This is a genomic window from Candidatus Endowatersipora endosymbiont of Watersipora subatra (assembly GCF_964026585.1).
In the GTDB taxonomy this organism is placed as follows: domain Bacteria; phylum Pseudomonadota; class Alphaproteobacteria; order Rhizobiales; family Rhizobiaceae; genus Pseudahrensia.
The window spans coordinates 564,755-590,175 of record NZ_OZ032160.1 but is presented as its reverse complement, the minus strand read 5'-3'; the positions used below and the strand labels follow the sequence as shown (position 1 = coordinate 590,175).

24 protein-coding genes and 1 tRNA gene are annotated in these 25,421 nt (G+C 39.2%); 13 read left to right on the top strand and 12 right to left on the bottom strand.

Annotated features, from left to right (window positions below):
- Nucleotides 1-13 precede the first annotated feature (13 nt).
- The 4 genes from purL to acs all read left to right on the top strand — a co-directional run bounded on the left by purL (nt 14) and on the right by acs (nt 5,081).
- On the top strand, nt 14-2,221 hold the full coding sequence (gene purL / locus AAGD37_RS02740) for a phosphoribosylformylglycinamidine synthase subunit PurL (RefSeq protein WP_341760661.1): 2,208 nt from the start codon (nt 14-16) through the stop codon (nt 2,219-2,221).
- A 28-nt stretch (nt 2,222-2,249) separates the two neighbouring features.
- Entirely contained in the window at nt 2,250-2,483 is a 234-nt protein-coding gene (locus AAGD37_RS02735; RefSeq protein WP_341760041.1) for a BolA/IbaG family iron-sulfur metabolism protein, read from the top strand.
- A 116-nt stretch (nt 2,484-2,599) separates the two neighbouring features.
- Nucleotides 2,600-2,953 carry a Grx4 family monothiol glutaredoxin gene (grxD, locus tag AAGD37_RS02730; RefSeq protein ID WP_341760040.1) on the top strand — a complete coding sequence of 118 codons (354 nt, stop codon included), beginning with the start codon at nt 2,600-2,602 and terminating at the stop codon, nt 2,951-2,953.
- A gap of 181 nt (nt 2,954-3,134) precedes the next feature.
- Nucleotides 3,135-5,081: an acetate--CoA ligase gene (gene acs / locus AAGD37_RS02725; protein ID WP_341760039.1), complete on the top strand. Its 1,947-nt coding sequence runs from the start codon at nt 3,135-3,137 to the stop codon at nt 5,079-5,081.
- A gap of 90 nt (nt 5,082-5,171) precedes the next feature.
- Here acs and acnA read toward each other — a convergent pair whose 3' ends face one another.
- The gene (gene acnA / locus AAGD37_RS02720) at nt 5,172-7,874 is read right to left on the bottom strand and encodes an aconitate hydratase AcnA (RefSeq protein WP_341760038.1); all 2,703 of its coding nucleotides are present in this window, start codon (nt 7,872-7,874) and stop codon (nt 5,172-5,174) included.
- Nucleotides 7,875-8,066: 192 nt separating this feature from the next.
- Between acnA and AAGD37_RS02715 the strand changes: the two genes are divergently transcribed.
- Entirely contained in the window at nt 8,067-8,681 is a 615-nt protein-coding gene (locus AAGD37_RS02715; RefSeq protein WP_341760037.1) for a septation protein A, read from the top strand.
- Nucleotides 8,682-8,695: 14 nt separating this feature from the next.
- Here the strand turns inward: AAGD37_RS02715 and AAGD37_RS02710 are convergent, their stop codons facing one another.
- The 10 genes from AAGD37_RS02710 to AAGD37_RS02670 all read right to left on the bottom strand — a co-directional run bounded on the left by AAGD37_RS02710 (nt 8,696) and on the right by AAGD37_RS02670 (nt 17,022).
- On the bottom strand, nt 8,696-9,274 hold the full coding sequence (locus AAGD37_RS02710) for a DsbE family thiol:disulfide interchange protein (protein ID WP_341760036.1): 579 nt from the start codon (nt 9,272-9,274) through the stop codon (nt 8,696-8,698).
- Nucleotides 9,275-9,288: 14 nt separating this feature from the next.
- Nucleotides 9,289-9,381 (bottom strand): hypothetical protein, encoded by a 93-nt coding sequence (locus AAGD37_RS04125; RefSeq protein ID WP_424945460.1) that lies wholly within the window; start codon nt 9,379-9,381, stop codon nt 9,289-9,291.
- 68 nt (nt 9,382-9,449) lie between these two features.
- A complete protein-coding gene (ccmC, locus tag AAGD37_RS02705) occupies nt 9,450-10,223 on the bottom strand; it encodes a heme ABC transporter permease CcmC (protein ID WP_341760035.1) in 774 nt (257 codons plus the stop codon).
- Nucleotides 10,224-10,291: 68 nt separating this feature from the next.
- On the bottom strand, nt 10,292-10,951 hold the full coding sequence (gene ccmB, locus AAGD37_RS02700; RefSeq protein WP_341760034.1) for a heme exporter protein CcmB: 660 nt from the start codon (nt 10,949-10,951) through the stop codon (nt 10,292-10,294).
- The gene (ccmA, locus tag AAGD37_RS02695) at nt 10,951-11,559 is read right to left on the bottom strand and encodes a heme ABC exporter ATP-binding protein CcmA (protein ID WP_341760033.1); all 609 of its coding nucleotides are present in this window, start codon (nt 11,557-11,559) and stop codon (nt 10,951-10,953) included. The genes ccmB and ccmA overlap by 1 nt, the downstream gene beginning before the upstream one ends.
- Before the next feature lie 18 nt (nt 11,560-11,577).
- Nucleotides 11,578-12,813, bottom strand: a complete 1,236-nt coding sequence (ftsY, locus tag AAGD37_RS02690) for a signal recognition particle-docking protein FtsY (protein ID WP_341760032.1) — start codon at nt 12,811-12,813, stop codon at nt 11,578-11,580.
- A 25-nt stretch (nt 12,814-12,838) separates the two neighbouring features.
- On the bottom strand, nt 12,839-14,137 hold the full coding sequence (gene mtaB, locus AAGD37_RS02685) for a tRNA (N(6)-L-threonylcarbamoyladenosine(37)-C(2))-methylthiotransferase MtaB (RefSeq protein WP_341760031.1): 1,299 nt from the start codon (nt 14,135-14,137) through the stop codon (nt 12,839-12,841).
- Complete coding sequence (dapF, locus tag AAGD37_RS02680; protein WP_341760030.1) at nt 14,137-14,997, bottom strand: diaminopimelate epimerase; 861 nt, start codon at nt 14,995-14,997, stop codon at nt 14,137-14,139. The genes mtaB and dapF overlap by 1 nt, the downstream gene beginning before the upstream one ends.
- A gap of 191 nt (nt 14,998-15,188) precedes the next feature.
- Entirely contained in the window at nt 15,189-16,427 is a 1,239-nt protein-coding gene (locus AAGD37_RS02675; RefSeq protein ID WP_341760029.1) for an argininosuccinate synthase, read from the bottom strand.
- A gap of 67 nt (nt 16,428-16,494) precedes the next feature.
- Nucleotides 16,495-17,022 (bottom strand): hypothetical protein, encoded by a 528-nt coding sequence (locus AAGD37_RS02670; RefSeq protein ID WP_341760028.1) that lies wholly within the window; start codon nt 17,020-17,022, stop codon nt 16,495-16,497.
- A 427-nt stretch (nt 17,023-17,449) separates the two neighbouring features.
- On the opposite strand from AAGD37_RS02670, the gene AAGD37_RS02665 reads away from it, so the two are divergent.
- Genes AAGD37_RS02665 through AAGD37_RS02650 form a run of 4 tightly spaced genes read left to right on the top strand, consistent with a single transcriptional unit; the run spans nt 17,450 to nt 20,887 of the window.
- The gene (locus AAGD37_RS02665) at nt 17,450-18,331 is read left to right on the top strand and encodes a metal ABC transporter substrate-binding protein (RefSeq protein ID WP_424945439.1); all 882 of its coding nucleotides are present in this window, start codon (nt 17,450-17,452) and stop codon (nt 18,329-18,331) included.
- On the top strand, nt 18,328-19,209 hold the full coding sequence (locus tag AAGD37_RS02660) for a manganese/iron ABC transporter ATP-binding protein (RefSeq protein ID WP_341760027.1): 882 nt from the start codon (nt 18,328-18,330) through the stop codon (nt 19,207-19,209). Before AAGD37_RS02665 ends, AAGD37_RS02660 begins: the two co-directional genes overlap by 4 nt.
- Nucleotides 19,202-20,041 (top strand): metal ABC transporter permease, encoded by an 840-nt coding sequence (locus AAGD37_RS02655; protein ID WP_341760026.1) that lies wholly within the window; start codon nt 19,202-19,204, stop codon nt 20,039-20,041. Before AAGD37_RS02660 ends, AAGD37_RS02655 begins: the two co-directional genes overlap by 8 nt.
- A 12-nt stretch (nt 20,042-20,053) precedes the next feature.
- Nucleotides 20,054-20,887 carry a metal ABC transporter permease gene (locus AAGD37_RS02650; RefSeq protein ID WP_341760659.1) on the top strand — a complete coding sequence of 278 codons (834 nt, stop codon included), beginning with the start codon at nt 20,054-20,056 and terminating at the stop codon, nt 20,885-20,887.
- A gap of 170 nt (nt 20,888-21,057) precedes the next feature.
- On the opposite strand, the gene AAGD37_RS02645 is transcribed toward AAGD37_RS02650, so the two are convergent.
- Nucleotides 21,058-21,134 (bottom strand) — tRNA-Arg (locus AAGD37_RS02645).
- Nucleotides 21,135-21,497: 363 nt separating this feature from the next.
- Here AAGD37_RS02645 and AAGD37_RS02640 point away from each other — a divergent pair.
- The 4 genes from AAGD37_RS02640 to AAGD37_RS02625 are packed head-to-tail and all read left to right on the top strand — an operon-like array spanning nt 21,498 to nt 25,373.
- Nucleotides 21,498-22,274 carry an ABC transporter ATP-binding protein gene (locus AAGD37_RS02640; RefSeq protein ID WP_341760025.1) on the top strand — a complete coding sequence of 259 codons (777 nt, stop codon included), beginning with the start codon at nt 21,498-21,500 and terminating at the stop codon, nt 22,272-22,274.
- 10 nt (nt 22,275-22,284) lie between these two features.
- Nucleotides 22,285-22,986, top strand: a complete 702-nt coding sequence (locus AAGD37_RS02635) for an ABC transporter ATP-binding protein (protein WP_341760024.1) — start codon at nt 22,285-22,287, stop codon at nt 22,984-22,986.
- A 9-nt stretch (nt 22,987-22,995) separates the two neighbouring features.
- Nucleotides 22,996-24,006, top strand: coding sequence for a branched-chain amino acid ABC transporter permease (locus tag AAGD37_RS02630; protein ID WP_341760023.1), 1,011 nt, complete (start codon nt 22,996-22,998; stop codon nt 24,004-24,006).
- On the top strand, nt 24,003-25,373 hold the full coding sequence (locus tag AAGD37_RS02625; RefSeq protein ID WP_341760022.1) for a branched-chain amino acid ABC transporter permease: 1,371 nt from the start codon (nt 24,003-24,005) through the stop codon (nt 25,371-25,373). Before AAGD37_RS02630 ends, AAGD37_RS02625 begins: the two co-directional genes overlap by 4 nt.
- Nucleotides 25,374-25,421: the final 48 nt, after the last annotated feature.

Here is a 25,421-nt window from a genome sequence, read left to right as displayed (position 1 = left end):
GTATTTTAACATGATAGAGAAAGATAATACACTTTTAATCACATCAAAAGTGATTTCCGAACATGGCCTCAGTGATGAAGAATACGCACACATTGTTGCACTGATGCAACGAACCCCTAACTATATTGAGCTTGGCATATGGTCCGCTATGTGGAATGAACATTGTTCTTATAAATCTTCTAAAAAATGGATAAAAACTCTACCGACTGAAGGAGAATACGTCATCTGTGGGCCTGGTGAAAATGCAGGCGTTATCGATATAGGCGATGATGATGTTCTTGTCTTCAAAATGGAAAGCCACAATCACCCTTCCTATATTGCTCCTTATCACGGTGCAGCTACAGGAGTTGGAGGCATTTTGCGTGATATTTTTACAATGGGCGCGCGTCCAATTGCAGTCATGAATGCCTTACGTTTTGGTGAACCTCACCATGAGAGAACTCGTCATTTAGTTTCAGGTGTTGTTGCAGGTATAGGCGGTTATGCGAATTCATTCGGTGTCCCTGTTATTGGTGGTGAGGTAAATTTTCATAACCGATATAATCAAAATATTTTAGTCAATACCTTTGCAGCTGGAATTACAAAGAAAACCGCTGTTTACCTTTCTAAAGCGGAAGGGATTGGTCTTCCTATTGTCTATTTAGGTGCTAAAACAGGTCGTGATGGTATTGGCGGATCAACTATGGCATCAACAGAATTTGATGATTCAATCGATAAAAACCGTCCTACGATTCAAGTGGGTGATCCTTTTACAGAAAAATGCTTACTAGAAGCTTGCCTTGAGCTTATGCATTCCGGTTCAGTTATTGCCATTCAAGATATGGGGGCGGCAGGATTGAGTTGCTCAGCTATTGAGATGGGAGCACGTGGGAATCTTGGCATTACACTCAATCTGGATTGTGTTCCTGTCTGTGAAGATAATATGAATGCTTATGAAATGATGCTATCCGAAAGCCAAGAACGTATGCTGATGGTGCTCAATCCTGAAAAGGAATCAGAAGCTAAAAGCATTTTAGTCAAATGGGGTCTTGATTTTTCTATTATTGGTGAGACAACCGATGATCTACGATTCCGTATACATCATCTGGGAAAAGAGGTAGCAAATCTCCCTATAAAAGAATTAGGTAGCAAAGCTCCTGAATATAATCGTTCTTGGGTAGAACCGATTCTCCCTGTCTCTCAGGAACCATATTTATTTGATCTACCTTATGACTGTAATATAGCTCTTCGCAAAATTTTAGGATCACCGGACATAGCCTCAAAACGATGGGTATGGGAACAATATGATACATATATTCAGGGGAATTCATTGATATTACCTGGTGGTGATGCAGGTGTTATTCGCGTTGAGGGACATCCAACGAAGGCACTGGCTTTTTCATCAGATGTTACACCCCGTTATGTTGATGCTGATCCTTTTGAAGGCGGAAAGCAAGCAGTAGCAGAATGCTATCGTAATCTTATTACAACAGGTGCACAACCACTTGCGACAACGGATAATTTGAATTTCGGTAGCCCTGAAAAACCTGAGATCATGGGCCAATTCGTCGCTGCGATTCGCGGTATCTCAAAGGCTTGCTCAGCCTTAAATATGCCTATTGTATCAGGGAATGTATCCTTTTATAATGAGACTAATGATAGATCAATCTTGCCAACACCTACTATTGCTGGTGTTGGTATAATACCTGATTATACTAAAATAGCTCGGGTTGGTGGTGCTCATAAAGGGGATCTTTTATTCCTAGTCGGAACTGAAGGGACCCACTTAGCACGCTCTATTTATCAGCGTGAAATACTGGGGGAAGAAACCGGTCCGTCTCCAGAAGTTAATTTACTTATGGAATGGGCACATGGAGAATTCGTTAAAGGAGCAATTCGCTCAGGCTATGTATCAGCTTGCCACGATATTTCAGACGGAGGCATTGCTATTGCACTCGCTGAAATGTGTATAGCATCAAATTACGGTGCACACTGTGAAATCAACTTCAGCGATCGACATCCACATGCTGCTTTATTTGGTGAAGATCAGTCCCGCTATATTGTCGCAGTAGACAAAAAATGGGAAGATCTATTTTCTTCGTATTTAGAAGATTCCGATATCTCTTCTTCTTATATTGGCATGGTTGGAGATCAGAGACTCATTATAAATGATTTGATTAACATAACAGTGGAAGAGATAAAAGAGGTGTACGAGTTCTGGTTTCCTAATTATATGAGATAGAATTAATTAAAAAGTCAGGAGTCATATCATGGCAATGAATGCGGTAGAAATTGAAAATTTGATTCTAGAAGAATTACCTAATGCAAAGATAACAATACATGATTTAGCTGGAGACGGTAATCATTATGCGGCCGAAGTCGTTGATCCTGAATTTTCAGGAAAATCTCGTATTCAACAACATCAGCGAGTTTATGCGGCGCTAAAAGGGAGTGTAGGAAGACGATTGCACGCTCTTACGATTCAAACGAGAGCACATGATTAAGAAAAATTAAATACTATCTACCCTATCCTAATAGTAGAAAAATGGTACTATATACTATAGATGGATGGTGAGAAGTGTGTTGAGAAAAATTGAAGATTTAAAGAAGGAACGGAACCATGAGAATGAATAGTTTCATTGATTCTGAGGTTAAATCTCATGATATACTGGTCTTCATGAAAGGTACACCTGACTTTCCACAGTGTGGATTTTCAGGCCAAGTTGCTCAGATTATGACTCATTTAGGAGCTGATTGGAAATATATGAATGTACTTTCCGATGATAATCTGCGTCAGGCTGTTAAAGATTATACGAACTGGCCAACACTTCCTCAAGTATATGTCAAAGGTGAGTTTATTGGAGGCTGTGATATTCTTCGTGAAATGTTCCAATCCGGTGAGTTAAAAATTCTTTTGGAAAAAAAAGGAATCGTTCTTAGCGAGAAGGATAGTGTATCATCTTCTAGTCTGTGATGAGAAAACTCGTGTTCTTGACGTTCAATGATTCAAGAATTAAGCTCTTTCTATCAAGAAACAAAATTTTACAATTATAAAATTGATTCTATCTCTTTTATCAAAAAGAGACCGTTAACTTCTGATTTAGGATCAGGATAATTTGTCAATAAAAGATTTATCCTTGAAACAGGAGAATTTTATGAACATGAATGTCTATCCAGTGCCAATAAAATTAGCTGCCACTGCACATATTGATAATGAAAAATACAAAAATATGTATAAAAGTAGCATTGCTGAACCGGATAGATTTTGGGCAGAACACGGTAGAAATATTGATTGGATCAAACCTTTTACAAAAATTCAAAATTGGACGTATGAATATCCCAATATTTTTATTAAATGGTTTGAAGATGGGACCTTAAATGCTTCAGCTAACTGTATAGATAGGCATCTTAAACATCGAGGGCATCAGATTGCGATCATTTGGGAAAGTGATAACCCAGATAATAGTTTGAAGATTACCTATTATGAATTACACAATCATGTTTGCCGACTTTCCAACACCATGAAAGCGCATGGAATAAGAAAAGGGGATCGTGTAACAATTTATATGCCCATGGTACCCGAGGCTGCTTATGCGATGCTGGCTTGTGCACGTATAGGTGCCGTTCATTCTGTTGTCTTTGGGGGATTTTCATCGGATGCATTAGCAGATCGCATTATTGATTGCCAATCACGTTATGTCATTACAGCTGACGAAGGTATTCGTGGAGGTAAAACGATTCCTCTGAAAACGAATACTGATAGAGCTATTGCTATTGCAAGTAAGCAGGGAATAGATGTTGATAAAGTATTAGTAGTCAAACGAACTGGGGGAGCAATTCATTGGGATAAGAGTCGTGATATCTGGTATCATGAGATTTTAAAAGAAGCATCATCTTATTGCTCCCCCGAAGAAATGAATGCGGAAGATCCACTTTTTATTCTCTATACATCCGGATCCACAGGAAAACCAAAAGGTGTATTACATACAACAGGAGGTTATTTAGTCTGGTCGGGCATTACCCATCAATATACATTTGACTATCACGAAGGTGAAATCTATTGGTGTACAGCCGATGTGGGTTGGATAACAGGTCATTCCTATATTATATATGGTCCACTTGCTAACGGGGCAACAACATTGATGTTTGAAGGTGTCCCCAATTATCCGGATTATTCTCGTTTCTGGCGGATTTGTGATAAACATAAAGTCAGTATTTTCTATACATCTCCAACGGCTATTCGTTCTCTCATGCAAGCTGGTGATTCTCCAGTTAAAGCTACTGATAGATTGTCCTTGCGGATATTGGGAACCGTAGGTGAACCTATTAATCCTGAAGTTTGGAAATGGTATTATCACATGGTTGGCGGTGGACGCTGTGCAATTGTTGACACGTGGTGGCAGACCGAAACTGGTGGTCATATGATTACACCTTTGCCTGGGGCAACAACACTGAAGCCAGGATCCGCAACACTGCCATTTTTTGGTATTCAACCACAATTGGTTGATAATAGTGGCAAGCCCCTTGAAGGGATTGCTGACGGTAACTTGTGTATTACACACTCATGGCCTGGTCAGATTCGTACGATCTATGGTGACCACGCGCGTTTTATCCAAACCTATTTTTCTAACTACAAAGGAAAATACTTCACCGGAGATAGATGTCATCGTGACGAAGATGGTTATTATTGGATAACCGGTCGCGTAGACGATGTCATCAATGTTTCAGGGCACAGAATGGGAACAGCAGAAATAGAATCTGCCCTAGTTTCACATGAATCTGTATCCGAATCAGCCGTTGTTGGTTACCCTCATAATATCAAAGGTCAGGGAATTTATTGCTATGTTACTCTGATGATCGGAATCCATGCAACTGATGAACTCAAAATTGATCTATGCAATCACGTACGCAAAGCAATCGGACCAATTGCCTCTCCAGATGCCATCCATTTTGCAAAAAGATTACCTAAAACCCGCTCCGGAAAAATCATGCGTCGGATCCTGCGTAAGATTGCAGAAAAGGACTTTAACTCTCTTGGTGATACATCAACTCTAGTTGATCCTAAAGTTATTGATGAACTAATAAAAAACGGTCAAAACTAAACTAAAACATAATTTTTTGAGAAAAATATTATGTTTTATTCTAAAATAATGTATGACAATTAATCTGAATCTAGAGACCTATTCATTACATTACACATTAGAATTACAGGTAGAAAATTTTAGATGACGCAACACATAATGGAGAATCCCTCCATTATGGAAGTAATCTAGTTCGTCTTTCGTATCAATGCATGACAATAAAGTGATTGTTTTTTTCTCCCCATGATCAAACTGAATCTGTGCATTAATCTCTTGACGAGGTGACAAATCAGATAAGCCACTAAGAGTCACTCTTTCTTTACCAGAGAATCCTAGACTGACCCAACTATCACCATTGGTAAAGATTAGTGGTAAAACGCCCATTCCCACTAAGTTAGAACGATGAATTCTCTCAAAACTTTCAGCGATCACAGCACGAATACCAAGTAAATAGGTTCCCTTTGCAGCCCAATCTCGCGAGGAGCCTGTGCCATATTCTTTACCAGAAAAGATAACCAACGGCACCTTTTCATTTTGATAACGCATTGCTATATCATATATAGTACCTAGCTTCCCTGAAGGATAGTGGATAGAATATCCACCTTCTACATTATCTAACATCCGGTTTCTAATGCGGATATTGGAAAATGTGCCCCGCACCATAACATCATGATGGCCCCGCCGCGAGCCATAAGAATTAAATTCCATGGGAGGTACTTGATGACTTACCAGATAAGTCGCTGCAGGGCTATCACCTAAGATGCGACCAGCTGGAGAAATATGATCGGTTGTGATAGAGTCATTAAATAAAGCTAACACTCTAGCATTCTTAATATCAGTGACCTTTCCGAACTCCGTAGACATACCCTGAAAATAAGGTGGCTTCTTTATATAGGTAGAAGTAGAGTCCCAGCTATAAGTATCACTTTTTCTAGCGTCAATAGCTCGCCATTGTTGATCTCCTTTAAAAACATCTTTGTAACGTGACTTGAACATGCTTTCATCAATATTTTTTCGGATGATTGCAGTAATTTCTTTTGATGATGGCCAGATATCTCTTAGATAGACTGAACAACCATTATAATCCTGACCCAAGCTATCTTGGGTCAGATCGACATAAAGCGATCCCGCAATCGCATAGGCGACAACTAGCGGTGGTGAGGCGAGATAATTAGCGCGCACATCAGGAGAAATTCTCCCTTCAAAATTACGGTTTCCTGAAAGGACCGAACAGACAACTAAATCATTATAATGAATAGTTTGTGAAATTTCTTTTGCTAGTGGACCAGAATTACCAATACAAGTCGTGCAACCGTATCCAACCAAATGAAAACCAAGGCCATCAAGGTCTCTTTGCAAATTGGCTTTATTAAGATAATCTGTTACTACTTGAGATCCTGGTGCTAGTGATGTTTTTACCCATGGTTTTACAGATAATCCTTTAGCTAGTGCCTTCCGTGCGACCAAACCGGCAGCAATCAAAACCGATGGATTGGATGTATTTGTGCACGAAGTAATTGCCGCAATGACCACATCGCCATTTCCTAGATCATGATTTCGATTCTCCACGGACACGCGTTTAGCAGGTTTAAATATCCCAAATTCGGACTTCATAACTCCTGAGAAGGCCACTTTAGCAGATGTTAGTTTAATAAGATCCTGTGGACGTTTGGGACCAGAAACTACAGGAACAACATTACGAAGATCAAGCGATAGTATATCAGTGAACACTGGATCAACGGTTTTGTGATCTCGCCATAGACCCTGCTTTTTTGCATAAAACTCGACCAATTGTATCTGCTGATGATCTCTCCCAGTGAATCTCAGATAATTGATCGTATCCTTATCTATAGGGAAGAAAGCACAAGTTGCTCCATATTCAGGAGCCATATTAGAAATAGTTGCCTGATCTTCAAGACTAAGATTATTGAGACCTGAACCAAAGAATTCGACAAACTTGCTAACCACACCTTTATCCCGCAGTATTTGGACAATCGTAAGTCCAAGATCAGTTGCAGTGACTCCTTCAGTTAATTGACCGTTCAATTGAAAACCTATAACTTCGGGAAGGAGCATAGTAATGGGCTGGCCCAGCATCGCAGCCTCCGCTTCAATACCCCCTACACCCCAACCTAGAACAGAGAGACCATTAATCATCGTTGTATGGCTGTCTGTACCCACGACAGTATCAGGATAGGCAAGGGTTTCGCCATCTACATCTAAGGTCCATACAGTCCGAGCAAGATACTCTAGATTAATTTGATGACAAATACCTTTTCCTGGAGGTACTACACGTAAATTATCAAATGCCTTCTGACCCCATTTCAAGAAACTGTAACGCTCACGATTGCGTTTGTATTCCTGTTCAACGTTCTTCGTAAATGCACCAACTTCTCCAAAAGAATCGACAGAAATAGAATGGTCAATGACCAAGTCAACAGGTATTTGCGGATTAATAACAGATGAGGAGCCCAATAAATTACATGCTGCATCACGCATTGCTGCTAAATCAACTAAGACAGGAAGTCCCGTAAAGTCCTGCATTAAAACTCGGGCTGGACGATAAGCAATTTGGATTCCTGATGATCCTCTATCGTAAGACCAAGTTGAAAAAGCATGAATATCGTCCACATGAACAGAACGATTATCCTCAAATCGTAATAGATTTTCTAAAAGAATTTTAAGTGTAAATGGTAACTTCGATATACCTTTTAACCCATTCTTCTCAGCCTCAGTCAAGCTAAAATAAGTATATTTTTTTTGACCAACTGTGATGATTTTCTTACATTTAAACGTATCGAGAGAAGAATTCATTGCTGACAATGACCCTGTTTTTATATACCATAAAGATGATATTGCTACCACTTACCTTGTTAGATTAAGAGATGTCTTTCTTTTTAAGAAACAAGAGAAATCTCTTAATAAGAGAAGATAGATCAAAATAAGAGATAGCAAATTACTATAATAATGCAATAGAAACAACTGAAAGAGAAGTTGATAAATATTATGAGTACAGGAAAAATGAATTCATTTTTGAAAACTCTGCTTGAGATTGCTCCTATGACTCTATTTGTTCTAGCTTACAATAAGGCTGATTGGTTTATAAGACTTATTCAGCTACCAGAAGTCTTACAAAAACCGATCTTTCTCGCAACTGTTAGCTCCATGATTGCTACGCTTCTAACCTTTAGTACATTCTGGCTATTAACACGCACTGTTCCTCTCATGCCCTTAGTAACACTAGTTATACTTTTCATTTTTGGGGGGCTGACTCTTTACTTCAAAGACGATTCTTTTATCAAAGTTAAACCAACTATCATAAACACCTTGTTTGGTACTATACTCATTTCTGGTGTCATCTTAAATCATTCTTTTCTCAAATTAATACTAGGAACATCTTTTCAAATCGATAATGAAACTTGGCGTATACTCTCCCTTCGATGGGGTCTCTTTTTCTTTTTTCTTGCTGTTCTCAATGAGATGATCTGGCGCAATTTTTCTGAAGAATTTTGGGTTAGTTTTAAATTCTGGGGAATGACAAGCCTGTCATTTCTATTTATGCTAACACAAGTCCCCTTAATAATTCAAAGATCGAACTTACGAGAAGAGAATAAAGATTAACAGGAAGAGCAACATTATTTTATCATTTTTATAATTTCTTCTTTAAGAAGGTCTATATTACTCTCGTTGATAGGACCAACAATCTTATGGCGAATAACGCCACTAGAATCCACCAAAAATGTTTCAGGAATGCCATAAACCCCCCAATCAATTGCTACATCCCCATCTTGGTCAACTCCAACACGTTTATATGGATTACCCAACCCCCCAAGAAAACGAAGGGCATTCCCTGTCTTATCCTTATAATTGATTCCTAAAACATCAATTATTCCTTCTTTTCCAAGAGACATCAAGAACGGATGTTCTTCGTGACAAGGAAAACACCAAGAAGCAAAAATGTTAATAAGACTCGGCTGGCCCACTAAAGATGAATCTGATAATCCCAATATGGGAATCCCTTTGTGATTGAGTCCCTTAAGACCTGGGAGATCGAATTCTGGAACCTGTTTTCCGATCAATACAGAGGATAAATCAGAAATTTTAGAAGCAGAATTAAGTTGTATGAAGAAAACAACAGCTAATCCACTAAATATAACAAAAGGAATAAACCGAAAAATGATACGGGCAGGGCTCTTAATAACAGAATCTTTCATGGATCAGATATGATTCAGGGGTTGGATTTTGATCGATCTTCTTCAAGACTCTTCAACATTAGAATCCTTTTTTTATAAATTACTATTATCGAGATAATCAGCAACATAATCACCAAGAAGGTAATCCCGAATGCAGAAAGGATAAAGCCGAAATACTGAGTCCTAAAGAGACTGCTCATGATGATTTATCAGGAATAAAAACCTGTCCCATCGCTTTTTTTCTTTGGAGTGTTCTAATGTGTCGTCTCATAATTTCATTGCGCATGATCATAAAATGCAATGTTATAAACAAAGAAAGAAAACCGAGACCCATAACTAGCAATGGCCATAGAAATGCAGGATCAAGCGAGGGCCCTCCAGCTCGCACGATACTAGGTCCTTGATGCAAAGTTGTGAACCATTCAACTGAAAAACGAATAATAACCAGATTGACGGACCCGACTAACACAACAATAGCTGCCATATGTGCGGCCTTTACTGGTTCTTCATAAGAAGACCACAAGGTTATCAGAGATAGATAAATAATAAGAAGGATCAAAAAACTAGTCAAACGTGCATCCCAAACCCAGTACGTCCCCCACATTGGACGACCCCAAATAGAACCTGTAATCAGACCAAGAAAGGTAAATACCGCTCCGATTGGTGCAGCCGATCGTGCTGCTACATCAGCTAGTGGATGCCGCCAGATTACAATCCCTAGTGAACCAAAAATCATGACAATATAAGCACTTAAAGCAATCCAAACAGAAGGAACATGCACATACATAATTCGCACAATGCGGCCCTGTTGATAATCATCAGGGACTGAAAAGATCATCCATAAACCAACTGTCAGTATTAAACATGTCAAAGCTATCAGATAAGGTAATGCAATAGAGATTAATCTTAGAAACCGAGCAGGTTGAGCAAGTGTCAAGAAACCTTTAGGTTTTGATATTATTTCAGTCATCAAATTCCTCATAACTATCATCATAGCAAAAAGATGATTCCATAATCAACAAAACTCATTATTATAGTTTAATTATTGCTTTTTTTAAGAGCACATGCAGCAGCAAAGGGACCCAAAACTGCAAAGAATAGTGTGACAGAACACATTAAAAGAAAGGGTGCAAAAAACATCTCAGTCTTGAGAATTGTACTTTTTACTGCGCCAACACCAAAAATGATAACCGGAATGCATAAAGGTAGAATCAAACTCGAAAGTAACAGTCCTCCTCTCGGAAGAGAAAGAGTGACTGCAGCTCCGATCGCACCTATAAATGAAATCGCAGGAGTCCCGAATAGAAGCGTAACAGCAACTGCTTCAATAGTGATTCGATCAAGTGATAAAAAAAAGGCAAAGACGGGAGAGATCATTACAACCGGTAATCCCGTAACCAACCAATGAGCTAAACACCTAATAAAGATAATAAAAGATAGAGGAGTAGATGATAACAACATCTGATCGAGAGATCCATCTTCAAAGTCAACCTGAAACAACCGGTCAAGACCTAGTAACCCTGCTAGTAATGCAGAAAACCAAAGAATAGAAGGACCGATTGTAGCTAACATCAAAGGTTTGTTACCAAAGACTAAAGGGACAACTACAATGATCACCAAATAAAATAATAAGACGGTCATAGCGCTACTATTGGATCTCAGAGCGAGAGACATATCTCGTTTGAACAGCGCTAACATCAATCTGTAAGGGTAAGAGTTACGAATCGGTTTACAGTCAAAGGCAAATGGCTTGCAACAAGGATCATGCCCCCATCATCTAGATGTGTATTCATCAGTTGGCAAAATTGCTCCTGCGAAGCTTCATCAAGACCTGAAGTGGGTTCATCAAGCAACCAAATTTGGCGATAACTAACCAGCAATCTTGCAATTGCAACCCATCGTCTCTGGCCTGTGGATAAAAGAGAATAAGGCAGAGAACTCAATCCACTTAGTCCCACAACTTCTAAAGCTTTTTCTATATTTAGATAATGATTTCCCAAAAAATCTCTCCAAAACATAAGGTTTTCCTCCACGCTAAACGTCATTTTCATTCCATTCTCATGACCGAGATAATGGCATAGCTCACTTATTGAGTGTTGATGCAATCGCTTCGGTCTTGCCCTAAGCTTGATCAGACCGGACTCAATTGGCAGTAATTGTGCAACTGATCGGATCAAAGTTGATTTTCCTGAACCGTTCATTCCATGAATAACTAATGCGTACCCAACTGGAACTCTAAAAGAGAGATTAGAAAAAACTATCTTTCCTCCCCGTATAACCTTAATCTTATCGGCAACAAGTTCCACTGAACTGCTCTCCAATAATCAAATTTCTAGGCCTGCAATGGAGCGAGCAAATTCGCTCGCATCAAATGGTTCCAGATCTTCTACTTTCTCTCCAACACCTATGAAATAAAATGGTAATTTATGCTTAGAAGCAATCGCTACCATAACGCCACCACGGGCCGTACCATCAAGTTTCGTCATCACAAGTCCATTAACCTTCGCTACATCTTTGAAAATGTTAACCTGACTCAGCGCATTCTGACCCGTTGTTGCATCAAGGGTTAATAAAACTGTATGAGGAGCTTTAGGACTTTGTTTTTTTAAAACTCGGATTATTTTTTCTAACTCATCCATCAATTCTTTTTTGTTCTGCAGACGACCGGCTGTATCAATAAGCATAACATCACTCCCTTCATCACGCGCTTGTGCAAATCCTTTAAAAACGAGACCAGCAGGGTCAGAACCAGGAGGGGATGATATAATTGATGAATTCGTCAGATTACCCCAGATTTTTAACTGTTCAATTGCTGCTGCTCGAAAAGTATCTCCTGCTACAAGCAGGACAGAATATCCAACATCACAAAGCTTTTTACTGAGTTTACCAACTGTTGTAGTCTTACCTGAACCATTAACACCAACGACTAAAATAACATGAGGCTTGTGTTCTAGATCCAATTCTAACTCAGCAGCGACAGGTTCTAAAACTTTCTCAATTGCATGAGCCATAAAAATTCTTACTTCCTCGTCGCTTATATCTTTACCCATGCGTTGACTAGCAAGTAAATCAGTAATCTTTACAGCCGTTTGAACACCTAGATCAGCTTGAATTAAAATATCTTCAAGGTTTTGAACTGTCTTCTCATCGAGTTTACGATTGATTAAGATCGATTTAATACTTTTCGATAGCTCATTCGAAGAAAGAGCAAGACCGTTTCTGAGACGTGAAATCCAGCTTTTCTTTCCAATAAAGACTTCTTTCTTTCTGTTTTCTTTGGATAGTCTTTTCGTATGCGTTTCTGATTCTAAGTATTTTCCTTCGCCTTGTTTACAATTCTCTCGGAGAAAGTGACGACGATCGTATTGGTTCGCTTTTTGATCCTTCTTTTGCAGACTTAGAGGTATAGATTCATGCCCTTGATCAATGGACTCTGATTCCAAACCTTCAGATTCAACCTGTTGTTTCTTATTATGAGGATCAGAGAATCCACCATCGTTCTCTTTTTCTTTTCTAAAACGAAAAAACCTCTTAAGAACTCTCTTTTTTTCTTTAGACATACGTATTTCAAGCGCTGCGCTATCGCTATACTGCTTTATTATTCGAGTCGAGTTGACCGATGAGTCGTTTTCCATCATTTCCTGTTATCATCATTCTAACAACCATGCCATGGTTGAGATTATTGACTTGAACCGGAATAAATTGCGGAGTCCTACCTAAATTGTTACGTTCAATTAAAACATATTCCTTTTTTCCTGTACGACTCTCTAGCAAGCACATTAGCATTTTTTTACCATACATTCTCAACAATGAGGCACGTTCTTTAATCGTTTTTTGATTTACCTGTGGCATACGAGATGCCGGTGTCCCTTTCCGTAAACTAAAAGGAAAAACATGCACGAAAGAAAGACCTGCTTCATGAATAATCGATAAAGAATTTTGAAACATTGCCTCTGTCTCTGTAGGAAATCCTGCTATGATATCAGCACCAAAAACAACATCAGGACGCATACTCCTCACACCGTCACAAAAACGCAAAATATCATCCCGAACATGTCGGCGTTTCATTCTTTTTAAAATCATATCATCACCGGATTGAAGAGATAGATGAAGATGTGGCATTAACCGTTTATCATCTCCAATTGCATCTAGAAACGGTTCATCTACTTCGATTGAATCAATGGATGATAACCTCAAGCGTGACAATCCCCGAACTCTTGTCAATAAAAGCTGCACTAAACGACCTAGACGAGGTGATCCTGGTAAATCGATTCCCCAGGCAGTTATATCCACTCCTGTCAAAACAATCTCAGAATAGCCATTATCGCACAATCTTTGAACTTGATCAACAATATCACCGGCAGGCACAGAGCGTGAATTCCCACGTCCATAAGGTATAATACAAAATGTACAACGATGATTGCATCCGTTCTGTACCTGAACAAAAGCACGGGTCCGGTTTTCTATCGATTCAATCATATGTGAGGCCATCTCTTGTATGGCCATAATATCATTGACCCGAACTTTCTCGAAATCATTAACACCAAAATCTGGCAATTGGCGGTATGAATGAGCTATTAATTTTTCTTGATTACCGAGAACTAATGCAACTTCTTCCATATCAGAAAAAGTTTCAGGTTCAGTCTGTGCTGCACATCCTGAAACAATAATCCGTGCCTCAGGATTTTCACGAGCCGCTTTACGAATGGCCTGTTTTGCCTGACGGACAGCTTCTCCTGTAACAGCACAAGTATTGAATATAATAACTCCACCAGGAAGTTGATCAAGGCCAGAGACTTCCGCCTCTCGTTTTATCACCTCAGATTCATAGATGTTCAATCGACAACCGAATGTACGAATCTGAAAGGGAGTTTGATGAGTCATCAAAAAAACCGTTCCCATTCACCTGTGATTGGATCAAATTGACCGGAAAATTCATATTCAGAGGGACCTGTCATGACAACATAATTGTTTTCTTTCCAATCGATTTCTAAATGGCCACCTGTTACATTTACCAACACTTTTCGCCCAGTAAGGCCGATTCGTGCAGCACAAACGGCCGCTGCACAGGCTGCTGACCCGCAGGCAAGAGTTAGACCAACACCTCTCTCCCAAGTCCTAATCATCACTTCGCTCTCATCAATAACCTTTGCAGCAGAAATATTAGCACCTTCAGGAAAGACACTATGATGTTCTAGTAAAGGCCCAAGTTTTTTTAGTTCAAAGCTAAAAAGATCTTTCTTAATCCAAAAAATAGCATGAGGATTACCGATATTCACCACGGACAGAGTGCATAAAATCTCTTTATTAACAGGACCCACCTTTACTTTAATAAAACGCGTATCAGTAAATGGTTTAACTAACGGAATCTCATTCCACTGAGTCCGGGCCTTCCCCATATTGACGCTAATCAGTTTGTCGTCACGTATATTGGCATCTATGAATCTCCCCTTAATTTCAAAAGAAAAGTGAACATCACCTGTTTTCTCATGTAACCAGCGAACAACACAACGTATTCCATTGCCACAAGTATCTGCTTTTGAACCATTAGCATTAAAAATTATGATCTTGGCATCACAATGAGGGTTTTCGGTTTTATGAACAACCATCATCTGATCGAAACGAATAATTTGATTCTGAGCCATTTTTAAGACTAATTGAGGTGTCATATAAGTAGATGTTTCCAACATATCGACAACAAGAATCTTATTACCCAGACCATTCATTTTATAAAAAGGAACCATAATTGTATAGTACTCGTAAGACACCATATGGCAGAAATAGCTGCAAACGTCTAAATTTATACTAGAAGAGAGCTAAGTGCTATTTTCTTTCCTCACATATTGAAGTTTTTAATAAGATAAGAATAGAGTCATTACTATCTCGTGTAACGAACGAAGGGTCATTAATAGTTGAGGATCATTATCCAATAATTTTATTGGTTCCGTGAGCGTTCGTTTCTATATGCTAGTGTTCGTAGCCTTAAAGCGTTAAGATGGATAAATCCTTGTGCATCCTCTTGATTATAAGCTCCTGAATCATCTTCAAAGGTCACAAGCTCTTTGGAATAAAGTGAATGTTTACTTTTCCGACCTGTAATCATGACATTGCCTTTATAAAGCTTAAGAAACACCTCCCCTTCAACATAACGTTGGCTATGATCAATAGCAGACTGAAGCATTTCACGTTCTGGTGAAAACCAAAATCCATTATAGATTAATTCTGCATAGCGTGGCATCAGTTCATCTTTCAGATGGGCTTCACCGCAGTCGAGCGTAATAGATTCTATCGCACGATGCGCTTTCAAAAGAATCGTACCTCCAGGAGTTTCGTAGATTCCACGGGATTTTATGCCAGTAAACCGATTTTCTACTAAATCTAAACGTCCAATACCGTTATCATGACCTAGCTGGTTCAATTGGGAAAAAAAATCTGTTGCTGACAGATACTTTCCGTCGAGGGAGACAGGATTACCATTCTCAAAACCAATTCTAATACTTGTTGTTTTATCCGGAGCAGACTGAGGATCAATTGTACGCATATATACGTAGTCAAGAGACTCAATGGCGGGGTCTTCTAACAACTTACCTTCAGAAGAAGAATGAAGCAAATTTGTATCAACTGAAAAAGGCGCCTCTCCCTGTTTGTCCTTAGCTACATGGATTTGATGATTACGCGCAAAAGTGATCAAATCAGTTCGCGATCTAAATGACCATTCCCGCCACGGTGCTATGATTTTTATATCAGGGTTAAGTGCATAGGCAGAGAGTTCAAACCGTACCTGATCGTTGCCTTTTCCTGTAGCACCATGAGCGATAGCATCAGCACCTGTTTCATGGGCAATCTCGACAAGACGTTTTGAAATCAAAGGACGAGCAATAGACGTTCCGAGAAGATATTCCCCTTCATAGGTAGCATTGGCACGAAACATCGGATAGACAAAATCCGTAAGAAACTCTTCACGCAAATCTTCGATGAAGATTTCCTGAACTCCCATTTCTTCAGCTTTGCAGTGTATATGAACAAGTTCATCATCCTGACCAAGATTGGCAGTGAATGTAACAACTTCTGCGTCATACTGGTTTTTAAGCCATTTGAGCATGATTGATGTATCAAGACCACCAGAATAGGCCAGAACAATTTTTCGTATATCTTCTTTGTTAGTTTTGGGCATTGATCAATTATCCAGATGATATTATGATTTCTACCAATAGAGGAGATACCTTGTCTCGATGCGTACATTAATTGCAGCTGATTATTTCTTCCAAAGCAAGGGTAATACCTGATAGTGAATACGTATAGGTTGTTTGTGTCCCTCGAATGGATTGAGCTTCTACCTTCATAATTTTTCCAGCACGCATAGCATCTAACAATTCACCTTCCTCACTGATATTTTTTAGCCAAGCGCTATTATCTTTTGTGAACATATCAAAAGATTTCTTTCCTATTGTTATGACCACTGGATAACCTAATTTTAGCGGATATCCAACCTCAAGCTGTGGTTCAAACCCGGAAGATCCATCAAGCTTTTGACTCACAAGAAAGAAGACATCTCCATGATCACGATCAATAGGTTTCTTTGTTTTAGGAACGGATAGAATATAACAAATTTTACCAAAACGGTCATCTGTATAAGTATAAATACTCCAGTCATCATGGTTACTAATTTTTTCAGGCCTTTGTGCAAAAGAATGAAGTGTCGTTAATGAAACCAAGACTAAGCTTTGTACTAATAAGGTAATTAATTTGTTAGTCTTATCCTTGATCATAATAATTCCTAAATAGCGCTATCAGCGATAGATATGATAATAATTAAAATTAAATTGCAAGAGGTCAGTCAAAAAAGTTATAGAGTGCTAACACATTCGGTTAGAATGACATTAAGATTTAACTTTACTCAGTTCATATCCCTTTATCGGATTAAGCTTATCCTTAAAATATGAAGACCTCCTCAGTTGTTAACTTTTAAGATCCATCTTAAACGACTCGTAAAAAGAGTACCTAGTATCTTAGCATCTCCTGCCTAATGATCCAGAATTTCTACCCCAAAATTATTCATCACCTAGCTAAATGAGAAAGTTTCTAACCCCTCGGAATAGCCATTGACACTTTCTAATTGCTCACATATTGCGAAACCATTGTTAAGATAAGATAGTGAGTTAACATGGAGGAAAAGTAATATCTTTTAAGTCTGTAATGAGATTTGTGGTGATTGTAGCATTTGTTATTATCTTTCAAAGTAAAGCATTGGCAAATGATGATTTTAAAGTTGTGACTGTTTTTACCGTCATCGCAGATATTGCCCGTAATGTTGCTGGTGATGCTGCTCTTATCGAATCAATTATAAAGCCAGGTGCTAAGATTCATGGTTATCAACCAACCCCACGCGATATGTTAAAGGCACGAGACGCAGACCTTATCCTTCAAAACGGACTTAATTTAGAGCTATGGTTCGAAAAGTTTTTCTACCAGCTTAAAGATGTTCCTATCATAACGCTCAGCGATGGAATTAACCCCCTAAGTATTGAAGAAGGCCCTTCTGCTGGAAAACCGAATCCTCATGTATGGATGTCTTTAGATTCTGCTATGGTTTACGTCAATAACATTCGCGATAGCTTTATGTTGCATGATCGCCAAAATGCAAAAATCTATAAGACTAATGCAGAAAATTACAAAAAAGAGCTCAAAGCCGCAATCGCTCCATTAAAGGCTCGGATAGAGGCAATCCCAAAGAGTCAACGCTGGCTAGTGACTAGCGAAGGTGCATTTAGCTATCTTGTTCGTGACTTTGATATGCAAGAGCTTTTTTTATGGTCGATTAATTCAGATCAGCAGTGCACTCCCCAGCAGGTACGTAAAGTTATTGACACAGTTAGAATTCACAATATTCCTGTTATTTTTTCAGAAAGTACTGTATCCGATAGGCCTGCTAAGCAGATTGCACGAGAGTCAGGTGCTCGTTATGGTGGTGTGCTTTATGTGGACTCGCTCAGTGAAAATAATGGACCTGTTCCAACCTATCTAGATATGTTACGTGTCACTGCAACGACTATAGCCGAAGGTCTAGAAAAACGGTGAAAAAAAAAGAACCTAACAAGGGTAATCAAGGACTTTATGTCTATAATTTGACCGTTACCTACCGTAATGGATATACGGCCCTTCATGATGCTAGCTTTTATATTCCGACAAGCAGTATTGCAGCACTTGTCGGTATCAATGGTTCAGGAAAATCCACCTTATTTAAAGCGATAATGGGATTCATTCCAATAAGCTGCGGTCAAATTACAATTTTTGGTAAAGATGTCAAGAGTTCTCTTCGCTGTCAAGCCATTGCCTATGTTCCTCAGACAGAGGAGATTGATTGGAGTTTTCCAGTTCTAGTTGAGGATGCTGTCATGATGGGACGTTATGGACACATGAATTTCATGCGCTTAACCAGAGCGGAAGATGAGAAAGCTGTCAGTGATGCTTTAAAGCGTGTAGATATGACACATTTTCGCCATCGTCAGATTGGAGAATTGTCAGGTGGCCAGAAAAAGAGAGTCTTTCTGGCTCGGGCTCTAGCTCAAAAAAGTCAAGGGATATTACTCGATGAACCCTTTACAGGCATTGATGTTAAAACAGAAAGATCCATTATCGAATTGCTCTGCGAATTGCGAGAAGAAGGGGCTCTTGTTCTCATTGCAACTCATAATTTGGGAAATGTTCCTGAATTTTGTGATCAAACCGTATTAATTAAAGGTACAATATTAGATTATGGGCCCACATCAAATGTCTTTACACAAGAAAATTTGGAAAATACTTTTGGAGGTCTTTTGCGTCGTTTTGTTTTGAGCGGAACGGATCTACATAAAGATGAGGATTCTCGACAACTGACTGTGATTAGCGATGGTGAACGTCCTTTTGTTGTTTATGATACTCAAACCAAGAGGAAGACAGAAAAAAAGTATGATTGATCTTCTTTTACAACCTTTCGGCTATTCTTATATGGTTAATGCAATGTTGGTCAGTTCCTTGGTTGGCGCAGTCTGTGCCTTCCTATCAGCTTACTTAATGCTAAAAGGCTGGTCTCTGATTGGGGATGCTCTGAGTCATTCGATCGTACCAGGTGTCGCCGGAGCTTATATGCTAGGCCTTCCTTTTGCTTTGGGTGCTTTCTTATCAGGCGGACTTGCGGCCAGTGCGATATTGTTTTTGAATCTACGTTCGGATCTAAAAGAAGACACCATCATTGGATTAATCTTCACGTTCTTTTTCGGATTAGGTCTCTTTATGATCTCTCTGTCGCCAACATCAGTCAATATACAGACAATTACGCTCGGAAATATTTTGGCCATTACACCGGAAGATACTTGGCAGCTAGTTATTATTTCTATTATTTCTCTTACCATCTTAACCATAAAATGGAAAGACTTTATGGTTGTAATATTTGATGAAGCTCATGCTTCTTCGATCAATTTGAATCCTAATTTCCTTAAGGCTTTATTTTTCGTCTTATTATCTGCCTCTACAGTTGCCGCTCTTCAGACAGTCGGGGCCGTCCTCGTGGTTGCTATGGTTGTGACACCTGGAGCTACTGCTTATCTGTTGACTAATAGATTTCCTAGCCTTTTGATCCTCAGTATATTGATTGGTGTCTTAACAAGCTCTTTTGGCACTTATCTAAGTTATTATCTTGATGGTGCAACAGGGGGGGTGATTGTTTGTTTACAAACGTTACTGTTTCTCACAACCTTTTTTTTATCTCCAAAACAGGGATTTTTAAAGTCTAAGATAAGAGATGTTTAGATAAAGTGTTAAATTCGAAAGTATAATAGCGTGGAAGAATTATTACTTCCTTTTCAGTTTTCTTTCATAATCAATGCGTTGATTATCTCGTTAGTCATTTCTATCCCAACAGCACTTTTATCTTGTTACATGATTCTTCGGAGATGGTCCCTGATGGGTGATGCGATCGCTCACGCTACTTTACCAGGTATAGCGATCGCCTATTTTTTCAAAATACATCTCATTATTGGTGCTTTTCTCTCTGGTATGATCTGCACATTGGTTACAGAATTTTTAAAAGAGAACTGTAGAATAAAACAGGATACAATAATGGGTGTAATATTCTCTGGTATGTTCGGATTAGGTATCGTTCTTTATGCGAAAATTCGACCCGGTGTACATCTAGATCACATTCTGTTTGGCAATATCCTAGGCATTAGTGTAGATGATATTATGTTAAGCACTATAGTTGCCATCGGAGTTACAGTCGTTATTGCACTAAAATGGCGTGACTTGCTTCTAGATTCATTTGACTCTATACAAGCAAGAATTGTCGGTCTTCCAGTGAGATTAATTCGCTATGGACTGTTATCAATGATTGCATTGAGTATTATATCAGCCTTAAAAGCAGTGGGGATTATTCTTGTAATGGCCTTATTAGTGACACCAGGTACCATAGCCTTATTGATAACACAGCGTTTTAGCACTATGTTAGTCGTTGCTACACTTGTTGCCATCTTTTCCTCTTTTTCTGGAGTTTATCTGAGCTTTTTTCTGGACAGTGCACCTGCCCCAACCATTGTACTCATTATGATCATGATCTTTATCACCGTATTTGCTAAAAATAGAATACGTATATTCCAGTGATATAGCCTCCTTCAGCGTTGAGGAATCCCATCAACCTTCTCCCTACAAAGAAAAGCCAAAGCGTTTCAAGGAGAACATTGAAAATTTATAGAAAACTTTCCGAGGATTTTGAAATTCGGAAAACGTCTTCACTGACTTGATCGGTCTATTTCATCTACAATCATCTACAATGGCGCACCCGGGAAGATTCGAACTCCCGACCTCTTGATTCGTAGTCAAGTACTCTATCCAGCTGAGCTACGGGTGCGCTAGTCTACCATTGCTAACAGATCAAACTAAGGATCGATCTAAATCCTTAAGAAGTTGATTGCAAGCACCAAAATTCTCAACGCAGAAACGAAGAGCTTATGACCATATAGGATTCAGAAATTGGTTTTTAAAGAATCTTGCATTCATTTCACATTCTGATTTATAAAGAATATTTTTCTACTATGAAGCGAAGATGGAGTTGTTCAGAATGCATAATCGTTCAGTGGTGAAAATAAATGAATGTGTTAACCAACAGTTGAGTTTATTAGTTTAATAAGATATTGGCTTAATTATAAGATAAAGTTGGAAGAATGATTGTCACGTACGTATACGATTGGACATTAGACTTAAAGTGTAAATAATGATCCGCATTGAATCTGTTACTAAACAGTTTGGAGGTATCTTTGCTGTTAATAATGCATCGATGGAGATTGAGAAGGGGTCAATCACTGCCCTTATAGGGCCTAATGGTGCAGGCAAGACAACACTCTTTAATATTGTAGCAGGGCATTGTCTTCCAACAAGTGGTTATATCTATCTTCAAGGTGAAGATATTACAGGCCTTCCTCCTTACAAACTGTTTGCCAAAGGCCTTCTGAGGACATTCCAAGTCGCTCATGAATTTTCTACGTTGACTCTCCTTGAGAACCTGATGATGGTACCATCTGGTCAGCTAGGTGAGACACTAGTTAATACCTGGTTTCGTAGGAGTCAGGTGAGAGTACAGGAACAAGAAATCGAAGCGCGTGCGCGTGATGTTATAAATTTTCTCAACCTCGATCATCTCGTTAATGAAAAAGCGGGCAATTTGTCTGGAGGTCAAAAGAAGTTGCTTGAGCTTGGACGAACCATGATGGTCAAGGCTAAAATTGTTCTATTGGACGAAATAGGCGCAGGTGTAAATCGTACTTTACTCGCTAAGATTGGTGATTTGATTATGAGACTCAACCAGGAATACGGTTACACATTCTGTATGATTGAGCATGATATGGACTTTATTAGTCGCCTTTGTAATCCTGTAATCGTAATGGCTGATGGTGCTGTTTTAGCACAAGGTTCAGCGCGAGACATGACCAAAAACGAAGATGTTATCGAGGCCTATCTTGGGAAAGGGCCTCAAAAGAAAAAAACAGAGTAGAAGTCGCTTGATGTATATACAGGGAGTAGATCTTGTCGGCGGATATGGGGGCTCTGATGTTCTTAAGGGGTGTAGTATTGGTGTTGATCTTGGAGAGGTTGCCGTCATTGTAGGACCTAATGGTGCTGGTAAATCAACCGCTATGAAGGCCATGTTAGGCATGCTATCCATACGAGAAGGGATGATTCTTCTCGATGGTAAGAATATTACTTCTCTCAGTACTCAGGACAGAATTGCTGCCGGCATTGCTTTCGTTCCCCAAACAGATAATGTTTTTACTGGATTGACAGTTGAAGAAAACCTTGAGATGGGTGCTTTCTTACGGGAAGATGATTTTTCTTCAACTTTAAAAACGATCTATGATTTATTCCCTGTCTTATGTGAGAAAAGGCTCCAATTTGCAGGGGAATTATCTGGTGGACAGCGACAACAGGTCGCTGTGGGTCGTGCTTTGATGATCAAACCATCTGTTCTTATGCTTGATGAGCCGACAGCTGGTGTTTCCCCTATTGTCATGGATGAATTATTTAGTCGTATTCTTCAAATTAGTCGTACAGGCGTTGCCATTTTGATGGTTGAGCAAAATGCTCGACAGGCACTCAATATCGCAGATCGAGGTTATGTTCTTGTTCAGGGTCAGAATCGATTTTCAGGTACTGGTGAAGCACTTCTGGCCAATCAAGAAGTTCGAGAATCTTTTTTAGGTGGATAGGAGAAGTCTGTGGATTTTCTGAATGCCATAATATTACTTGCTAATTTTGTTATTGTTCCTGCGCTCACCTATGGTTGTCAACTCGCTTTGGGTGCACTGGGTATTACCCTGCTCTACGGAATTTTGCGTTTCGCGAATTTCGCTTATGGTGATACAATGGCATTTGGCACAATGGTCGTAATTTTGTTGACCTGGTGGTTAAAATCGATTGGTATTAGTACAGCTCCAATACCCACTGCATTGTTTGTTCTACCATTTGGGATTGTATTGACATCCCTTTGCGTTCTGGTGACTGATAAGCTTGTTTACCTGCACTATAGACAGACCAAGGCTCCTCCGATCCGTTTGGTCATGGCATCTGTCGGTGTTATGTTTGTTATGAGTGGTCTTGTTCGATTCATGATTGGGCCCAATGATCAATCGTTTATGGATGGTGAACGGTTTTTGACAACAGCTCGTACCTTCAAAACAGTAACAGGCCTTGATGAAGGATTGGCAATCAAAACTTCCCAAGTTTTAACAGTTGTTATTGCTATTATACTGGTTGCACTCTTATTTTGGTTTTTGCAAAATACACGCACTGGAAAATCCATGCGTGCTTTTTCTGACAATGAAGATTTAGCATTGCTTTCAGGTATCTCTCCTGAGAAAGTTGTGAATGTAACCTGGATGATTGCTGCAGCTCTTGCCACTGTCGCTGGTGTTCTTTACGGTCTTGATAAGAGCTTCAAACCTTTTACTTATTTTCAGCTCCTTCTCCCTATGTTTGCCGCAGCAATTGTTGGTGGAGTTGGACTACCAATAGGTGCAATCATTGGTGGTTTTCTTATAGCTTTTTCTGAAGTGCTCGTTACTTATGCCTACAAGAAGTTTCTTACCTATCTATTACCTTATGGCTATGAACCGGAAGGTCTAATGCAATTGTTGTCAACCGATTATAAAGTCGCGGTTTCTTTTATTGTATTAGTTGTTGTTCTGTTAGTCAGGCCAACTGGTCTTTTCAAAGGGAGAGTGATATGAACCTCTCCTTTAGAGGATTTTTTTATTTTCTCAGTCTTGTCATTGCTTTTTTGACTGTAGGTTTTTTTCAGTCATGGAATGTTATGCTAGCGATTTTAAATCTTTGTCTCATTTCTTCGATTATGGCACTTGGGGTCAACATCCAGTGGGGGTATGCTGGAATTTTTAATGTCGGGATCATGGGATTCTCGGCTTTAGGTGGTGTTGCTGCAGTATTGGCGTCGAGAGAACCAGTTCCTTCCGCTTGGCTTGCTGGTGGAAGTAATCTTGCTATGGCTGGTCTAGTGATCATTTTAGTTGTTGTTGTAGTTCTTTTTTGTTTGCGTCAGCTGACTTCTGGATTGACTCGAACTTTTATTTTGGTTTCTGTTATTGTAACTGGTTACGTTGCGATGCGTTCTTTTTATGATCCTGCAGTTTTAGCGATTGAAGCGAACAATCCTTCTGAATCAGGCTTTTTAGGGGGTATGGGAATACCTATTATTTTTTCATGGGCTCTAGGCGGCGTATTTTCTGGTTTGGTCGCCTGGCTTATTGGTAAAGTTGCCCTCGGCCTTCGGTCGGATTATTTAGCAATAGCGACTTTAGGTATTTCTGAAATTTTGGTTTCTGTTATCAAAAACGAAGATTGGCTGACACGAGGGGTTAAGAATGTTACCGGTCTAGGTCGTCCTGTTCCTTATGAAGTTGATCTTCAGAAAAGTAAAGAATTTATATCGTGGATTGAATGGTTTTTCTCTGTTCATTTGAATAGTTTTTATGGAGATGAGCGAACAGAAGTTTTACGAAATTTAGTTGTGGAGAGTTCAAGTATTGTTGTAAAAATTTCTTATAGTATCCTTTTTTTTATAGTTTTGTTATTCATTCTAGTTCTTTGTATTCTTTCTCTTAGTTCTCCTTGGGGACGTATGGTGCGTTCAATTCGTGATAATGAAACGAGTGCCGCTGCTATGGGGAAAAATATTAAAGCACGTCATTTGCAAATTTTTGTCTTGGGCTCTGCGGTAATAGGAATTGCTGGTGCTATGCTCACAACCTTGGATGGTCAATTCACACCCGGCTCCTATCAACCTTTGCGGTTCACATTTTTGATATGGGTCATGGTTATTGTTGGAGGTTCAGGGAATAACTTTGGTGCAGTACTCGGTGCATTTATAATATGGTTTATTTGGATCGAAGCAGAACCTGTAAGCAATTGGATAGTAGATATAGGAACTTTGTGGATGGGTCCTTCCAGTCTCATTCGAAGTCATTTGCTTAATAACGCCCAACACATTCGACTTCTAACTATGGGGTTATTTATGTTGTTTATCATGAGATTTAGTCCTGATGGTCTTTTACCAGAGCAATCAAATAATCGTTCCTGATCTTATTACCCCTCAATTCACTCACTTTTGATGTTAATACAAGGTAAA

Coding starts and splice junctions, on each gene's coding strand:
- AAGD37_RS02735 (WP_341760041.1), top strand. CDS start 2,250: ATGGCAATGAATGCGGTAGAAATTGAAAATTTGATTCTAGAAGAATTA.
- grxD (WP_341760040.1), top strand. CDS start 2,600: ATGAGAATGAATAGTTTCATTGATTCTGAGGTTAAATCTCATGATATA.
- acs (WP_341760039.1), top strand. CDS start 3,135: ATGAACATGAATGTCTATCCAGTGCCAATAAAATTAGCTGCCACTGCA.
- acnA (WP_341760038.1), bottom strand. CDS start 7,874: ATGAATTCTTCTCTCGATACGTTTAAATGTAAGAAAATCATCACAGTT.
- AAGD37_RS02715 (WP_341760037.1), top strand. CDS start 8,067: ATGAGTACAGGAAAAATGAATTCATTTTTGAAAACTCTGCTTGAGATT.
- AAGD37_RS02710 (WP_341760036.1), bottom strand. CDS start 9,274: ATGAAAGATTCTGTTATTAAGAGCCCTGCCCGTATCATTTTTCGGTTT.
- AAGD37_RS04125 (WP_424945460.1), bottom strand. CDS start 9,381: ATGTTGCTGATTATCTCGATAATAGTAATTTATAAAAAAAGGATTCTA.
- ccmC (WP_341760035.1), bottom strand. CDS start 10,223: ATGACTGAAATAATATCAAAACCTAAAGGTTTCTTGACACTTGCTCAA.
- ccmB (WP_341760034.1), bottom strand. CDS start 10,951: ATGTTAGCGCTGTTCAAACGAGATATGTCTCTCGCTCTGAGATCCAAT.
- ftsY (WP_341760032.1), bottom strand. CDS start 12,813: ATGTCTAAAGAAAAAAAGAGAGTTCTTAAGAGGTTTTTTCGTTTTAGA.
- mtaB (WP_341760031.1), bottom strand. CDS start 14,137: ATGACTCATCAAACTCCCTTTCAGATTCGTACATTCGGTTGTCGATTG.
- dapF (WP_341760030.1), bottom strand. CDS start 14,997: ATGGTTCCTTTTTATAAAATGAATGGTCTGGGTAATAAGATTCTTGTT.
- AAGD37_RS02675 (WP_341760029.1), bottom strand. CDS start 16,427: ATGCCCAAAACTAACAAAGAAGATATACGAAAAATTGTTCTGGCCTAT.
- AAGD37_RS02670 (WP_341760028.1), bottom strand. CDS start 17,022: ATGATCAAGGATAAGACTAACAAATTAATTACCTTATTAGTACAAAGC.
- AAGD37_RS02665 (WP_424945439.1), top strand. CDS start 17,450: ATGAGATTTGTGGTGATTGTAGCATTTGTTATTATCTTTCAAAGTAAA.
- AAGD37_RS02655 (WP_341760026.1), top strand. CDS start 19,202: ATGATTGATCTTCTTTTACAACCTTTCGGCTATTCTTATATGGTTAAT.
- AAGD37_RS02640 (WP_341760025.1), top strand. CDS start 21,498: ATGATCCGCATTGAATCTGTTACTAAACAGTTTGGAGGTATCTTTGCT.
- AAGD37_RS02635 (WP_341760024.1), top strand. CDS start 22,285: ATGTATATACAGGGAGTAGATCTTGTCGGCGGATATGGGGGCTCTGAT.
- AAGD37_RS02625 (WP_341760022.1), top strand. CDS start 24,003: ATGAACCTCTCCTTTAGAGGATTTTTTTATTTTCTCAGTCTTGTCATT.